The sequence below is a fragment of the Shewanella sp. 10N.286.51.B2 genome (genome assembly GCF_041469265.1).
In the GTDB taxonomy this organism is placed as follows: Bacteria; Pseudomonadota; Gammaproteobacteria; order Enterobacterales; family Shewanellaceae; genus Shewanella.
Map to the genome: position 1 here is coordinate 1 of NZ_JBFRKH010000012.1, position 15,645 is coordinate 15,645.

16 protein-coding genes are annotated in these 15,645 nt (G+C 42.3%); 5 read left to right on the forward strand and 11 right to left on the reverse strand.

Annotated features, from left to right (window positions below; translation table 11 throughout):
• Positions 1-196: 196 nt before the first annotated feature.
• Together AB4140_RS02705 and AB4140_RS02710 are read right to left on the reverse strand one after the other, a co-directional pair.
• Complete coding sequence (locus AB4140_RS02705; RefSeq protein ID WP_102438796.1) at positions 197-706, reverse strand: RDD family protein; 510 nt, start codon at positions 704-706, stop codon at positions 197-199.
• Between the two features lie 94 nt (positions 707-800).
• On the reverse strand, positions 801-1,058 hold the full coding sequence (locus AB4140_RS02710) for a DUF2960 domain-containing protein (RefSeq protein ID WP_102438794.1): 258 nt from the start codon (positions 1,056-1,058) through the stop codon (positions 801-803).
• Positions 1,059-1,272: 214 nt separating this feature from the next.
• On the opposite strand from AB4140_RS02710, the gene AB4140_RS02715 reads away from it, so the two are divergent.
• On the forward strand, positions 1,273-1,836 hold the full coding sequence (locus tag AB4140_RS02715) for a DsrE family protein (protein WP_102438792.1): 564 nt from the start codon (positions 1,273-1,275) through the stop codon (positions 1,834-1,836).
• Positions 1,837-1,968: 132 nt separating this feature from the next.
• Here the strand turns inward: AB4140_RS02715 and AB4140_RS02720 are convergent, their stop codons facing one another.
• The 4 genes from AB4140_RS02720 to AB4140_RS02735 form a co-directional block, all read right to left on the reverse strand.
• Positions 1,969-2,637: a DUF2913 family protein gene (locus AB4140_RS02720; RefSeq protein ID WP_102438790.1), complete on the reverse strand. Its 669-nt coding sequence runs from the start codon at positions 2,635-2,637 to the stop codon at positions 1,969-1,971.
• 74 nt (positions 2,638-2,711) lie between these two features.
• Positions 2,712-3,347, reverse strand: a complete 636-nt coding sequence (locus AB4140_RS02725; protein ID WP_102438788.1) for a peroxiredoxin-like family protein — start codon at positions 3,345-3,347, stop codon at positions 2,712-2,714.
• Positions 3,348-3,582: 235 nt separating this feature from the next.
• Entirely contained in the window at positions 3,583-4,884 is a 1,302-nt protein-coding gene (locus tag AB4140_RS02730) for a DEAD/DEAH box helicase (protein WP_076541129.1), read from the reverse strand.
• A gap of 334 nt (positions 4,885-5,218) precedes the next feature.
• Positions 5,219-7,006, reverse strand: coding sequence for an aminopeptidase P family protein (locus AB4140_RS02735; RefSeq protein WP_371999706.1), 1,788 nt, complete (start codon positions 7,004-7,006; stop codon positions 5,219-5,221).
• Positions 7,007-7,258: 252 nt separating this feature from the next.
• Between AB4140_RS02735 and AB4140_RS02740 the strand changes: the two genes are divergently transcribed.
• Complete coding sequence (locus AB4140_RS02740) at positions 7,259-8,473, forward strand: M24 family metallopeptidase (protein WP_371999708.1); 1,215 nt, start codon at positions 7,259-7,261, stop codon at positions 8,471-8,473.
• A 238-nt stretch (positions 8,474-8,711) separates the two neighbouring features.
• On the opposite strand, the gene AB4140_RS02745 is transcribed toward AB4140_RS02740, so the two are convergent.
• The 5 genes from AB4140_RS02745 to AB4140_RS02765 all read right to left on the reverse strand — a co-directional run bounded on the left by AB4140_RS02745 (position 8,712) and on the right by AB4140_RS02765 (position 11,509).
• Positions 8,712-9,182: an FKBP-type peptidyl-prolyl cis-trans isomerase gene (locus tag AB4140_RS02745; protein ID WP_102475551.1), complete on the reverse strand. Its 471-nt coding sequence runs from the start codon at positions 9,180-9,182 to the stop codon at positions 8,712-8,714.
• Between the two features lie 154 nt (positions 9,183-9,336).
• A complete protein-coding gene (locus tag AB4140_RS02750; protein ID WP_371999710.1) occupies positions 9,337-9,681 on the reverse strand; it encodes a DUF1294 domain-containing protein in 345 nt (114 codons plus the stop codon).
• Between the two features lie 67 nt (positions 9,682-9,748).
• A complete protein-coding gene (locus tag AB4140_RS02755) occupies positions 9,749-10,411 on the reverse strand; it encodes a DUF418 domain-containing protein (protein WP_371999712.1) in 663 nt (220 codons plus the stop codon).
• Positions 10,412-10,575: 164 nt separating this feature from the next.
• Positions 10,576-10,947 (reverse strand): hypothetical protein, encoded by a 372-nt coding sequence (locus AB4140_RS02760; RefSeq protein WP_371999714.1) that lies wholly within the window; start codon positions 10,945-10,947, stop codon positions 10,576-10,578.
• An 85-nt stretch (positions 10,948-11,032) separates the two neighbouring features.
• Positions 11,033-11,509 carry a hotdog fold domain-containing protein gene (locus AB4140_RS02765; protein WP_102438779.1) on the reverse strand — a complete coding sequence of 159 codons (477 nt, stop codon included), beginning with the start codon at positions 11,507-11,509 and terminating at the stop codon, positions 11,033-11,035.
• A gap of 342 nt (positions 11,510-11,851) precedes the next feature.
• On the opposite strand from AB4140_RS02765, the gene AB4140_RS02770 reads away from it, so the two are divergent.
• From AB4140_RS02770 to AB4140_RS02780, 3 genes are all read left to right on the forward strand, one after another.
• The gene (locus tag AB4140_RS02770; protein ID WP_371999717.1) at positions 11,852-12,772 is read left to right on the forward strand and encodes a DUF368 domain-containing protein; all 921 of its coding nucleotides are present in this window, start codon (positions 11,852-11,854) and stop codon (positions 12,770-12,772) included.
• Positions 12,773-13,036: 264 nt separating this feature from the next.
• Complete coding sequence (locus tag AB4140_RS02775; protein WP_371999719.1) at positions 13,037-13,996, forward strand: YbgA family protein; 960 nt, start codon at positions 13,037-13,039, stop codon at positions 13,994-13,996.
• A gap of 75 nt (positions 13,997-14,071) precedes the next feature.
• Positions 14,072-15,568, forward strand: coding sequence for a deoxyribodipyrimidine photo-lyase (locus AB4140_RS02780; RefSeq protein WP_102531379.1), 1,497 nt, complete (start codon positions 14,072-14,074; stop codon positions 15,566-15,568).
• Positions 15,569-15,645: the final 77 nt, after the last annotated feature.

The following is a 15,645-nucleotide window of genomic DNA, read 5'->3' on the forward strand; positions in this document are numbered from 1 at the left end:
TACCTCTACCTCTACCTCTAGTTCTGCTTTTAGTTTGAGCCTTAGCCCAAATCGCTGCGCCATGTTAGCGGCTTGATGTTCTACAGCACCAATAAAAAACGCCGTAACCCATAGGATTACGGCGTGTTCTTTGATGGTACTAGTTTATGGCACTAGTTTATGGCACTAGTTTATGGCATTAGTTTGTGCCGCTAGTTTAAGCGCCGCGCCAATTGCGCATTTGGTTCGCTTCAACCGACAGTACTACGACTTCTGATTGGGTCATTTTATCTTGTAGGGCCTGTTTATCAGGATTGATAAGAATAAATAAGTTACCAATACCAGCCAGTGACCACACCACGCGGGCAAGCGCAGTAACAAAACTTAAGTTTTGTCCATTAGGGTGCTGCACTTTTAAGCGCCATGCTCTCATCCCTAATGTTTGACCGCCGCGGCTCCAAAATAAGGCATAAAAAGCGACGACACAAAGTACGACCCATAACTGATAAATACCTTTATACAGTGGGGTTTGATGCAGTGCATCTGCAATGTGCTCGTAACCATCCATTGAAATAACGCCGCTGCTGGTAAGGCCGACAAACAGGCCAAAACCAATGGCACCGGCAACCATATATACGGCTACAGCCAATAATGAGTCATATATTATGGCGCCACAGCGGCGGATAAAGCTGGCTCTAGGGAAATTAGCGTGGTCTGAATTTATCATGTAAATCCTTTTATTGTTGTTGTCACTAATAATTGGTGATGCCACTAATACAAATGCGCTTAACTCTTAACTCTTAGCGGTTAGTTTTTGACTGTTAGCTTTGCTCGTCATCATCACGAACAAATTTGATGCTACTAAAACCGAAACGGGCAAACTCGGTTTTACGGTAATCTTTTTCTGCTTTAGCCCCTTTTTTAGAGGTCATTGCAATTTGCTGTTCCATAGCCAAGAAGTTGGTTAAATCAATACCTTCAGCTTCAGCCGCAGCTTCGTATAGGTCATGATGTATATCGTAACTGAATGCGATTGTTTTGGTTTTACCTTTAAAGGTATAAATGACTTGGCGAGCCATGGAAACTCCTGAGTTTGGCGGCTTAACATTAGCTTGCTAAGCAACACATACGACTAAGATAAGCTGGCGGTTAAGCATTGATACTTGATTACGCAGCTTTTGAGATTGATACCCCTGAGCAATTTATTTACAGGGGTAAAAATTTGAGGGCTATTATAGCTAAATGCAGCGTTTCAAGATAGCTTTGTCATAATGCAATCAATAAGGATAAAAGATGCACAAAATATCAAGTCTCAAATTGCTGATGGTTAGCTTACTATTGGTAACCTCTAGTGCTGCTATGGCAGGAAAAGAGGCCTTTAAAGCTGGAACTGTGATAAAAGGCTATGGCGAAATCGCGACAATTGACAGCCAACTGGCCTTGCCAAAAGGCATGCAATTTAATATCGCTTTTGATATGAGCAAAGCGGCTAAGGTTGGTGAGGTTAATCGCAGTTTAAATACCCTTGCTAGATTTATTAATATGCATGAGGCTGCAGGGGTTAAATCTAAAGATATTAATTTAGCTATGGTCGTACATGGCAGCGCCGTTGGGGACTTAGCTGATGATGGCTATTATCGCCAGCAACACGGCTTAGCTGCGCCCATCGAAAATGCCAATAAAGCTTTGGTACAGCAATTAACTGAATATGGGGTGAAGGTCTATATTTGTGGTCAAAGCGCAGCGTATTACAACCTTAGTAATCAAGCATTATTGCCTGGAGTTGAAATGGCGTTATCAGCAATGACGGCCCATGCTATTTTGGCGGAGCAAGGCTATAGCCTTAACCCATTCTAAAGCCGTTTCTAAAACCCTTTCTAAAATGTTCGGCTAAACATCATCTTAAAACTCTTTAAGAAACCCAACCAGAAACAAAAAAAAGCGCCGACATTAAGTTAGCGCTTTTCGTTACAGCAGTTAATTAGCGAGTTAAGCCAGCGACTCTACTAATAAACATAACTCTGATAACTGGTTGTTTGGGTATACCAAATAGGTTTTATGATGTTTGATAAGACTGGTTTTTTTATTACCTTGGCTAACCAATAGCCCTTTATTGAGCGCTTGCTCGGCAAAATATTGCTCATCACCACGCACATAGATAGCTAAAGGCTTAATGAGTCTATCTACATCAAAATAGTGCGACAGCTGATGTTCACAAATCACCATACTCGATTGACCATTACCCGCCAGTTTGAGCTTTTTGGCACCTGAGTCTGAAAACGCAGTATCAGTAATAACAAACCATTCGTTGCTATCTAAATGCTCGATAAGCGCATCGATTGCGCCTTTTTCAGATAAGGTCGTGGTGAGCACTTGTTGGTATTGAGTTGCGATACGTTGCAGTAGCTGCGGTAACATGGCGCCAGCGCCTTGGCTGCGAGCCATACGGATCCAGCTATTGAGATCATCTGCAACCATTTTAGGAAAGCGCTTATCCCGTAATGACTCCACCATCCATGCACACAGAAAATGACTTTCTTGGGCAGGGGTTCGCTTGGCTTTTTGCTTTAATGCAGACTCTTGCAAGGCTTTAATCCCTGCTTCAGCTAGGGCCAAAATCGCTTGGTTGTATGTTGGTGCTTGTGTTGTATTTTGCATAAATAACTCCGCCGCAGAAAAATGGGAAGTGCGGCGAGGCTATTGTAGCAAAGGCGAGTTATTGCTGCTGCAAATTATTGCCCTTGCAGTAATTTAGCCGCGGTTAAGATAAGCTCAGGTGCGGGGCGCACTTTATAATTTGGATTTATGTATTGAAAGTGTACCAAGCCGGTTTTATCTGCCAGATAAACTGCAGGCACTGGTAAGACTAAGCGCTGCTCACCTGCAGGTGTGGTCCAAAGAGTATTTTCAACACTGAGCTTGGCGCGGTACATACTAGTGACTTTTTCACTGGTATAAAAGGCAATACCAAATGCTTGGGATGCGGTCATATTTTCATCTGATAGCAATAGGTAATCCAGTTTATTGTCATTCATTGAGGCTTTAAGTTTAGCGGGTGAGTCAGGTGAAATCCCCACTAATTGAAAACCCATTTCAATTAATTTAGGCTCAATAGCTTTAAGTTGGCCCATTTGAACATTACAAAATGGGCACCAACCGCCACGATAGAAAAAGAAGATAGTGGGCTTAGCTGCGGTTAATGCTAGTAGGTTAACCTTATTGCCGGCAACATCTTTAAGGTCAAGGTTCGGGATTTGTTGTCCATTCATTAATGGCATGACGTGGTATTCATCGCTAGCAATAGGTTTAGCCATTGAAGGTAAGCTAAATAAGGCCATTGCGACGACTAATATAAGTTTTTTTAACATGCTGAAATCCATAATCAATTAAAGTGATGATCTTAGTGAGCGCCCTAATTGGCACTTCTTATCGCCGAGTTATACTGGTTATAATATTCGCTGTTACGGCGACAATGATTAGACCTGATCACCACAGTTTTTATTTCATCGAACTTACTTAAAGCGAATAATGAGTTACTTATTGGTTTTTAGGCATAAAAAAAGGCGCTAATAGCGCCTTAATATTGAAATAATAAAGGGATGATTACTTCAGTTTTTTGTACTTAACGGTACTGGTTGATTTACCTACCGTTACGCGGCGACCTTGCATGTTACGCTCACCGACAACTTGCTCACCCGCGCTATCAGCACGTTGTTGTTTCTTCGCAAAGCTACGACGCTTTTGAATTTGCTTTAACAGTAATTCACGGCTGCCAACTTCATAACCTGGCGCAGTAATTCGGCGAATTGGTTGACCGATTAATTTTTCAATATCATGTAAGGTGCGCTCTTCTTCGCGGCTCACAAATGAAATTGCGGTACCTGATTTACCTGCACGTCCGGTGCGGCCGATACGGTGCACATAATCTTCAGCAAGAAATGGTAAGTCATAGTTAACAACATAGCCTAAATCTTGAATATCCAATCCACGAGCGGCAACTTCGGTTGCAACTAGCACACGTACTTTACCTTCAACAAATTCACGTAATGCACGGCGTCGACTGCCCTGGGCTTTTTCGCCATGAACCACAGCTGACGGAATACCATCAAGGTTAAGTTCTTTCACTAGCTTATCTGCAGCATCACGGGTTGCAGTGAAGACTAACACCTGTTGCCAGTTTTTAGTGCCAATCAATTCAGATAGTAATTCACGCTTACGGCGCTGCTCAACGGGATAAACCACTTGGCTTACGGTATCTGCGGTGGTGTTTTGTTTGTCAGCAGTAATGACCACTGGCTTTTCAAGCATTTCGTTAGCAAGCTTCTTAACTGAGGTTGAGAAGGTGGCTGAGAATAATAAGTTTTGACGCTGCTTATTCACGGCTTGAAGAATTTTTTGAATGTCGGTGCTAAAGCCCATATCCAGCATACGGTCAGCTTCATCAAGGACTAAAAACTCAACATTTGAAAGGCTTAAGTTACATGCGTTTAAATGCTCAAGTAAACGCCCTGGGGTTGCTACAATAATGTCAGCACCACGTTTAAGCTTTTGCGCTTGGCTAGTCAGCTTTACGCCGCCATAAATGGTCAGTACTTCCATGTTGATGTTCTTGCTGTAATCAGCAATATTGTCAGCAACCTGAGCAGCTAGCTCGCGCGTCGGGGTTAAGATTAACGCGCGGGTATTTGAATGCTGTAACTCACGTGGGTTTTCAACCATTTTTTGCAGCATAGGTAATGCAAATGCGGCTGTTTTACCAGTACCGGTTTGGGCGCTGGCAAGTACATCTTGGCCACGACGAATTGCTGGAATAGCTTGTTGTTGAACGGGTGTCATAGTTTTATACCCGCAATCAGCGATCGCACTTAATATTTCTGGGGCGAAGCTAAAAGATTCAAATTTCATTGGTATCTTGTTCCTATCATTATCACGTCATTCAACAGTTCAGTGGCTAGTTAACTAAAAATATTAGTTTTCAACCTGCCTGAGTATAGTTCATCGTGCTAGTACCAAAACGACTTAGCATGTCATTTTAACATGGGTTTTAAAGTTCGCTAATGGATCAGCGGCGGCGGAGTATAACAAAGTTTTTTGATTAATTCTTAACTAAGTTTTGTGGTCAGTTTTTAGGGCATGATTATGGCGACGTTATGGCAATTAGAAGCGGGCTCTGAAAACAAAAATGCCCAATTTAAATGGCTTAAAATTGGGCAAGTATGGGGATAATGACTGAGTTATATTAAAGCTCAGTCGTTACCTCAGTTAACCATGCAAGGTCATCACCTGTGAGCATAGTTGATAAGGTGGTAAACACTTTTTGATGGTAGCGATTTAACCAATCAATTTCAGCTTGAGTGAGTAAGGATTTATCAATTAAACGCTTATCAATAGGGATTAGTGTTAAGGCATCAAACTCCAGCATTTCACGCTCAGCATTAACTAGGCTTGGTGATGGGAGCACAGCCACTAGGTTTTCAATGCGAATACCAAATTCATTAGCGCGGTAATACCCCGGCTCATTGGATAACACCATACCTGGCAATAATGGCACGCCATTCACGTTTTTACCAATGCGCTGCGGGCCTTCATGAACACTTAAAAAATGTCCTACGCCATGGCCTGTGCCATGGTCATAATCAAAACCATGTTGCCACAAGTACTGACGAGCAAAGCCATCTAACTGCTGGCCTGATGTGCCTTTAGGGAATTTGGCTTGATCAAGGGCAATATGACCTTTTAATACTAAGGTGACCATTTTTTGTTGCTCAGCGCTGACGTCACCAATGGCAATAGTACGGGTGACATCTGTGGTGCCATCAAGGTATTGCGCCCCAGAATCTACCAAGTAAATGCTGTTCATGGTCATTTGACTTGGCGTGGCGTCATTATGATTGTAATGACACATAGCGGCGTTAGCACCGGTGGCTGAAATGGTATCAAAGCTTGGCTCACGATAAAGCGGGTCAATTAATCTGAATGATTCCAGTTTATCGGCAAGCTGGGCTTCATCATAAAGACGGTTGGCGGCAACTTCCATATCAAGCCAAGCAAGAAAACGACTTACTGCTGCGCCATCACGGATATGACATGCCCGCATACCGCTGAGCTCGGCGGCATTCTTTTGTGCTTTTGGTAGTGCGACAGGATCTGAACCTGTGACTAATATTGCCCCAGCTTGCTTTGCGGTTAGCTGAGTCCAAGCGTTGGTGGTATTAGGATCAGCCAGCAGTTTTACGCCGTTAAGTTGCTTAAGCGCTTCAGCTAACAATGATTCATCTTTAAATTCAACACCAGCGCCAACATGCTCAGTAAAGCCTTGGGGCAGTTTGTTGCTATCTGCAAATAAGGTCATATCACCGTTGGCACTCAGTAACGCGCAGCCTAAGGTGACGGGTAATCTTGGCACATCGTTACCACGAATATTGAGTAACCAACAAAATGAGTCTAAAGCAGCAATCAATGCCATATCGGCGCCTTGCTTGGCAACGATGTCACCAATTTGTTGGCGTTTATCAAGGCTATTATGGCCTGCACCCTCATGGCTGAATAAGGTAATGGGCTCTGTTGGTAGTTTTGGGCGTTGCTGCCAATGGATATCAATTGGGTTTTCAGCAACTGACACTAAGCTAATATCAGCTTTTGTTAATTGATGCTGTGCTTGTTGATACCAAGCTAAGGTATGTAATCGGCTATCTATGCCAACACGTTTACCTTGAGCTAACTTATCAATCAGCCATTGAATTTGCGGCGTATCCGTTAGGCTTTCATAACTAAACAACTGCGCATCAACTTGCAGTGCCACTTGCACTGTGTAACGACCGTCAACAAAAATAGCGGCCGTGTCTTTTAAAATAATAGCCATGCCCGCCGAGCCGGTAAAACCAGTAGCCCAATGCAGCCTTTCATTGCGCTCAGGGACATATTCACCGAGGTATTCATCTGCTCGGGGAATAATAAAAGCATCGAGATTTTGTTGCGACATGGTTTGGCGAATGGCGTCAAGGCGCTGAGTGATCGTATCTGGCATGGTTGCTCCATTGGAGGTGGCTGATTGATTCAGTCTTATTAAGGTAAAGCGATTATCGCAACGGCGGTTTATTTTCAAACAAAGCGCTGACGATAGTCATCATCTGCAGGGTAACCGCAGCGAGTGTAATGTTGAAATACAATTGATAATTTATATTGTATACATTTTGTGGTTGAAGTTTACACTATGCGGATTATCGGATCACTAATAGAATAAAATTTGCTTATCTAGCATTAATTATCGGAGCGTACTATGACAGTCGGAGTCGGAACCCAAACCCCACAACAAGCATTAGCGAGTTTGTCAGATATGACCCATGATGTGGCTGCTATTGGGGTAGGAGAGTTTGAACAGCGAATTAGCCAAGCACAGCAATTAATGCAGCAACAAGGCATTGAAGCCATCTACATTAATGCTGGCACTAACCTGTACTATTTTACCGGTACTCGCTGGTATGCTAGCGAGCGTATGGTTGGGGCGATTATTCCTGCCTGCGGTGAGCTTGAATATATTGCCCCTGCATTTGAGCTTGATACCTTACAAGGTTATATGGCCGTCAAGGGCAAGGTGAATACCTGGCAAGAAGATGAAAGCCCTTTTCAGTTATTTGCCGACATGCTAGCAAATAAAGGCATTAATGCTGGCAAGGTGGGCATTGATGAAGCCAGCGCTTTCTTTATTTTTGATGGTATTCGCAGCGCCAATGATCAACTCAATTATGTGAATGCCAAAAGCATCACTGCCGGTTGTAGAATGATTAAATCGCCAGCGGAGCTGGCCTTGTTGCAACGAGCTAAGGACATGACCTTAGCGGTTCATATTGCTGCCGCTAGTATCTTACGTGAAGGCATTAGCACCAAAGAAGTGGAAGATTTTATCCATCAAGCCCACATCAAGGTTGGCGCGCCAGCAGGTTCATATTTTTGCATTGTATTGTTTGGCGAAGATACCGCTTACCCCCATGGGGTTAAGTCGCCTAAAACACTGGATTTAAACGACACGGTATTGATTGATACCGGTTGTCAGCTAGGCGGCTATAACTCAGATATTACCCGCACTTATGTATTTGGTGAGCCAAGTGAGCGCCAACGTGAATTATGGAATTTAGAGCAACAAGCGCAACTGGCGGCGTTTGCAGCTGCGACTATTGGCGCAACGTGTGCAAGCGTTGATAAAGCGGCTCGAGAAGTAATCGTTAATGCAGGTTTTGGCCCCGATTATGATGTGCCAGGTTTACCCCATCGCACCGGACACGGAATTGGCTTAGATATTCATGAATGGCCCTATTTAGTGCTAAACGATCACACCCAGCTAGCAGCAGGAATGTGCTTTAGTAACGAGCCGATGTTATGTGTACCAGGTGAGTTTGGCGTTAGACACGAAGATCATTTTTATATGACTGAATCTGGCGCTGTGTGGTTCACCCAGCCGGCTAAATCAATTGATGATCCATTTGGGCTAAGCTAGATATCGACATCACTATTTAGTGAGTTGCGATAAACAATATAGATGAACCAATAAAAAATCCCTTGTAGCTTGGCTATAAGGGATTTTTATTTTCTGGCGCTTAAACCTTAAACCTTAAACCTTAAACCTAGAGGCTTAAACTTAGTCGCTAAAACTTAGTTGTCTAAACTTAGCCGTCTAAACTTAGCCACTTAAATTGTGATCTTTAGTCAGAGTAGATTTTTAGCTGATTTCATTCTTAGTTTATTGCTAATAGCTCAACTTCAAAAATGAGTACTGAACCGCCTTGGATTTTACCTGCCGAGCGATTGCCATAAGCTAAGCTGCTAGGAACAAAAAAGCGGAACTTATCGCCCACTGACATTAATTGCACCCCTTCAGTCCAGCCAGGAATAACCCGATTTAGTGGGAAGTCGATACTTTCACCACGTTCAACCGAACTATCAAATACCGTACCGTCGATAAGTGTGCCGTGATAATGAACGGTCACTGTGTCAGTCGCTTTTGGATGCTCAGTTGCATCACCTTTATGCATTATTTCATATTGTAGCCCTGACAAGGTGGTAACGACATCTGGATTTTTTTCATTTTCTAATAAGAAAGCATTGCCTTTAATGATGTTCTCTTTCGAGGCTTTTTCATTGTTTGATTGCGTGTAAAAGTAAAAGATGATCCCTGCGATCACACAAACGGACAAAATGATTTTCATAACTTCTTCTTATGGTTGCTAGCAATAAATGAATGGTACTCACCCAAGTGCAGTGGGTAAAGTGCAGCTAGGTATTTTTACGGCTAAATCATGTTTTTAACAGCTACAGGTTAGTTGGCTGTTTACAAACATACGATATAAGCTTGCAGCGCTGTTAAAACCCTTGATATTGCAGGTAGGCTAATCCTGAAAAAGCCAAAATGTTAATCAATATGCTACAGAGGTAAATCCACTTAAAAGGTGTTTTTTGGGTTTTGTGCCTAAATGTTTGTTGAGCCAAAAGCCCTGCTGGCCAGCCACCGAGTAAGGCAAAGAGGTGTAAAGTGCGCTCTTGTGTTCGCCATGTTTGATTTGCAGCAGCGCGTTTATCAAGCCATGTAATCAAAAAGCTCAACAGGTTTGTAGCGGCAACATAAATTGCCAAAAATGGCCAAATGCTATAACTAAAGAGTGCCATCAAGCATAAGCTGATTAGTGCAAATATTTTCATCAGTGTCATGAATCCTTTTATTCCAAAGTATCAACTTTCATTTTAAATATCAGCTTAACAGCTAGTTTTTACCCAGTCAGTTTTTTGAAACCAGCTTACGCCAAAGTGACTCTAACGGGCCTTGGCTAAAATAGCGCAAATAAAGCGGGGCTAACAGTAATTGCAGCCCACTTAAGCCAAGTGCAATTAAGATATAGTCAACTCTATCAAGGCTGGCGTTAAGCTCAGGCATAAGATAACGAAATAGGCTGACACCTATGATGGATTGTAAAATATAACAACTAAAAGCCAGCTTTCCCACAGCTTGAAAAGGCGCGAGCACGTGAGTGGAATCTTGACAGGCTTTTACTATAAGGTGTAAGTAAATCAATGCCATAGGAATTGCACTTAGCATCATCACTATTGCTGAAAACTCAACTAAAATAGCGCTTGAACTGAAGCTTAACAGGCTATCTAGGCTTGATAATATAATGGCCGCAATAGCGCACTTGATTAAGGTTGTCCGCTCTAATCCATGTTCAAATGCCCCTTGTTGATAAAGTGCCATTCCCCACATCATTAGCCCCCCTAAAAACCACATTAAGGTTAACGGTATAATCAGTAACATGTAACCGACTTGGTTAAGTTGTAATAACACTATGTCACTATAATTTGCAGACCATGCTTGCAGCTGCTGAAGGTGGAATTCAGAGCCGCGATAATAATACTCTGGCTCTACTAACAAGCTCAGCAAGGCCATAACGAGCAGCGAGCCAACAATAAATTGATTAGCCCGTTTTTTTAACTGGGTGATATCGCCGTTGAGGTAATTCAGGGCTAAAAATGCACTAAAGGCATAACTGAGTAATATATCGCCGCCCCAAATAAAAATGCCATGGAGTAAACCAAATACTGCAAGCCATATTATGCGCCGTTTATTAATGGGTAGGCCACTAAACTAGCCGCCTCGTAGCGCTTATATTGAATATATAATCCAGCGCCAAATAGGATAGATAGCAGCGAAATAAAGCGCCCTTCAAGGAAGAAATTACTAAAGACTTCTAAAATGATGTCTGATTGAATTTGAGGGTAATGCTGCGCATAGCCATAAAAGCTATTGTTCATAAAAAAAATGTTCATGAACAAAATACCAATAATGGCGATGCCTCTGAGGGCATCCATATTGGCATTGCGATTACCGTGACTTTCATTAATGGTTAATGACGCTGGTGGTGGCTGTTGAAGTGTATCTGAGGTTAATGCATTAGGGCGATTAATATGAGTTGAAGGATCCATTTCGAGTTCATATCTTTGTTGATTAATTATTGTAATAAAAGACTAACAGCCTGCGGTTAAAATTGATACAGACTGTTAGCTGAGACTACTTAGCGGGTTTTTCTGAAATCCATAATTTGATACTGCCACGAACAACCACTTTGCCTTCAGTATCATAGGCATTAACCGGTACTAACATATCGCCCACTTGCCATTGCTCAGGGGTGACTTCGGCGACACATAAAATATCTGTGCCTGCTTTGGCGCTGTAATCAACCGACATGCCTTTTGGGATCCAGCGTAAATGCTTTGGAATAGACGCTTCTGCCATCACGCCCATGGCCATCTCTAAACCATTACAAATAGCAATTACGTGCACGGTTTTTATGTGGTTGTGTACCGCGCGACGTTTTTTAACTAAAACAGCACAGTGGTTCACTCTTAATGCGGTCACGAGAGGGCGCACGGTAGCAAAGTAGGGCGCTGTTCTTGATACCATCATTGAGAATATTTTATTACCGAAAGGGTATTTAGTGACTTTGTGATACAAGGCTAATACGTGATTGGGTTTATCGTGACTCATAGCAGTCCTTTAATGATTCTAAACGTAGGATTAATGTTGTTTTCAGCCATCTGGTTTTATTTTTATCTGGTCAGATGAGTTTTTGGGGTTTGAGTTTAACATCCTTGTAACGGCTTGCACATAAGCGAATGATATTGATAAAAGATATATTCCTTCACTGAGCTTAGTGCAGGTATAATTTGTTTTATATGCTGTTACTGCTAACCAAGTCACATGACTTTCAGTTTATAAACGTCCAACATAAGATGTTTATCGGCTGGCTTTAAGATAAGGTTTTATCAGGTATTTAAGCTTGTATTTCTCACCTCTAAGGTGTGTTCATTTTATTAATAAGGATTGGTTTTGCATCATTTATTAAATTACTTCAAAGGCATGGCGATGGGCGCAGCCGATGTTGTACCTGGCGTTTCTGGCGGCACAATTGCTTTTATTACGGGCATTTTAGACCCGTTATTAGATGCGATTCGTAAAATTAATCCTTCACTTTTTGGCATTATTAAGCAGCAAGGTTTTAAAGCGGCTTTCATGCACATTAATGGCCCTTTTTTGGTTTGTGTGTTTGGCGGGATCCTAACCAGTATCTTCACGCTGGCAAAACTCATTTCTTGGTTGTTATCTAATCATCCTATACCGGTATGGTCGTTCTTTTTCGGGCTGATTTTATTTTCTGTTGTTCATATGCTTAAGCAAGTGAAAGGGATTAACTTGCTCCAAGTGGCATTATTTATCTTAGGTGTCGCCTTTGCTTGGGCTATCACAGTGCTTAATCCCATTGAGCTTGAAGTGAGTTATTTTACCTTCTTTATATCTGGCTGCATTGCCATTTGCGCGATGATTTTACCAGGTATTTCAGGTAGTTTTATTCTGTTGCTATTAGGTATGTATCCAGCCGTATTAGCTGCAGCCAAAGGCTTTGATATTTTAATGCTGGCTTGTTTTGCCTGTGGTTGTGTTGTGGGCTTACTGAGCTTTAGTCATGTGCTTTCAGCCATGCTACGTAAGTTTCATGATCAAACACTGATGTTTTTAACTGGGTTAATGTTAGGCACCTTAGGTAAAATCTGGCCATGGAAAGAAGTCCTCACTTGGCGTGAAAATTCCAGTGGTGAGCTGGTGGCACTCACTGAACAAAACTTATCGCCAATGCAGTTTGAGCAAATAACTGGTGAGCCATCTCAATTAACCGCTGCGATTATTTGTCTAATTGTTGGTATCAGCTTAGTTTGGGGCTTAGAGAAGTTTGGGCAAAAACACTCGGCTTAAAGCGAGGCGTATTAACTCAAGCGAAAAACATTTTTAGAAGGGCTATGCAGATATTGCGTAGCCCTTTTTTTATGGGGTGGGACAATACTTCTATGTTTACCTTAGCATTGTTAACCTTAGTCAGAACTTCTTGAAAATTAACTGCAAAAGAGTGATTGCTTAAATTGAGTTCAGGACTAATATCAATAAAAAAAGATGATCTATTTAATGATAGTAATCGTAAATATTTCTACGCCATAAGTAGTCGCCACAAGGAGTTGTATAGTGAATACAGAAATCTTTAACTCAGAGAAAATCCAAATAGGTATTAGTAGTTGCTTGTTAGGGCAAAAAGTAAGATTTGATGGCGGCCATAAAAATTCTAATTATTGTAATAAAGATTTGGCGCCATTTTTCGATTACATCAGTGTGTGCCCTGAAATGGCCATTGGAATGGGAACCCCCCGTAAAACCATTAGACAAGAACTTGATGGCGATAAAATATTCGTTAAAAGTGCTGATGGCAGTATCGATGTTACCGACAAACTTGCTGAGTTTAGTGAAAAGCGGGTTAAGGAACTCAACTTTATTGGTGGTTATATTCTCTGCGCTAAATCGCCAACCTGCGGTATGGAGCGGGTGATTGAGTATAAATACGGTACCAATAATGGCACTAAATCTGGTGTGGGAGTTTATGCAAGAAAATTAATGGAGACCTATCCCCATTTACCCGTGGAAGAAGAAGGGCGGCTACATGATCCTTTGATAAAAGAGAACTTTATTACCCGCGTCTATGCTTACCATGAATGGCATTGCTTGCAAGCTGAAGGCTGGACTAAGCACAAACTCATGCAGTTTCATGCCCGTTATAAATACCTATTAATGGCTCACAGCCCACAATGGTATCGTGATTTAGGGCCAATCTTAGCGCAGATTGATGATCTTGAGGCCACAGCACAAACCTATTTTGAAGGCTTTATGACGGCGTTAAAGATCAAAGCGACGCGAAAAAACCATACCAGTACCTTGCAGCACATTCAGGGCTATTTCAAAAAACATCTGTCTAAAGATCAAAAAGAAGAGCTTACCGAATCGATAATGAAATACCGCGAAGGACTATTACCCTTATTGGTGCCAATAACCTTAATTAACCATTATTTACGCGAACACCCAACCCCTTATATTGAAGGGCAGGTGTATTTAAATCCGCATCCAGAAGAACTCAGGTTACGCTACGCTTACTAAGTTGTAATAAACGTGGTCGTATTAACCCTGCGGTTGGCGTAAACCAGATAAGACTTTAGCTAAGAGGTTGTATTAATGAATAGCTTAATTTGGTTTAGGCAAGACTTGCGTCTTGCTGATAACCATAGTGTTGTTGAAGCTTTTGAGCTGGCTCGTCAAACAAATGGTCAAGTTAAAGCGATTTTTATTGCCAGTACTGAGCAGTGGAAAAGTCATGATGTCGCGCCGATTCAAGTGGATTTTATTGAGCGCCATGTCAACCTTTTAGCCCAAAGTCTAGCTGCATTAGGGGTTGAGTTGGAGGTGATAACCTTACCTTGGTTCGACGATGTTATGGACTGGATGCCGCAATACCTAATCGATAATCAAATAGATCAGGTATTTGCCACCCAGGAACCCGAGTTTAATGAACGTAAACGCGATCAACAGCTGATTGATATTGGTGTACCTATCCAGTTTATCGCTCAAGATTGCATTGTTGCTGCAGGGGAGGTCACTAATCTTGCAGGCAAGATGTACAAGGTGTTTACCCCTTTTTCTAAAACCTGGCGTGAGATAGTGTCATCTAGGCGAATTGCCCCTGTGGCAGTGCCAGCGGCTATGGGGCCTGCGCTTAAGGCTCCAAAGACAATTGCATTTGATTACCCCAAAGTCTCTAGTCAGCATTGGCTTGCAGGCGAGGCTGCCGCTAAAGGCATTTTAGACCGTTTCTGCGCTAATAATTTACAGGATTATTTAGCAGAAAGAGACTTTCCTGCCTTAGACAGTACCAGCCGTTTATCGCCTTATTTAGCCATCGGGGTGATTAGTGCTAACCAATGTCTCGCCTCAGTATTGAACCGTTTTCCAGATGCATTAGTGGATGATACTAGTCCTGCTAAAACCTGGGTGAATGAGTTGGCTTGGCGTGAGTTTTATCGGCACCTGTTAGTGGCATTTCCTGATTTGTCTAAAGGCAAAAACTTTAATGAAAATGGCAGCAAAGTAAATTGGCGTAATCATCCCCAAGAGTTCAAAGCTTGGTGTGACGGCGTAACCGGCTTTCCCATTGTTGATGCCGCAATGAGGCAGTTAAATCAAACCGGTTGGATGCATAATCGTTTGCGCATGGTGGTGGCGAGCTTTTTAACTAAGCATTTGTTGGTGGATTGGCGTTGGGGCGAGCGCTATTTTCGACAGCACCTTATCGATGGTGACTTGGCTGCCAACAATGGCGGTTGGCAATGGTCTGCTGGTACGGGCTGTGACGCCCAGCCTTATTTTCGGGTTTTTAATCCGATGAATCAAAGTAGTAAATTTGACCCCGATGCCAGTTTTATCAAGCATTATATTCCAGAGTTGGCCTCGGTGAGTTTAAAGCAAATTCATCAGCCTATATTCAGTGGTGATACTTTGAGTTGTGATGGTATAAACAGCAATGAAATAAGTGAGCAAGATATCAATGCTAACGGCGAGTTATTTGCTTTTGAACGTGAGTTTTCGTCTGCTAAATTGCACTACCCCAGTCCGATAGTTGAACATGCCATGGCGAGAAAGCGTGCCATTGAAGTCCTAAGCGCGCTAAAGCGCTAGGGCTTTCTGGCCTTTTATGAGCAGTATATTTTAATCATATCTCCATTCTTATTTAGTCCTTGCTTCCCCTTTGTTTG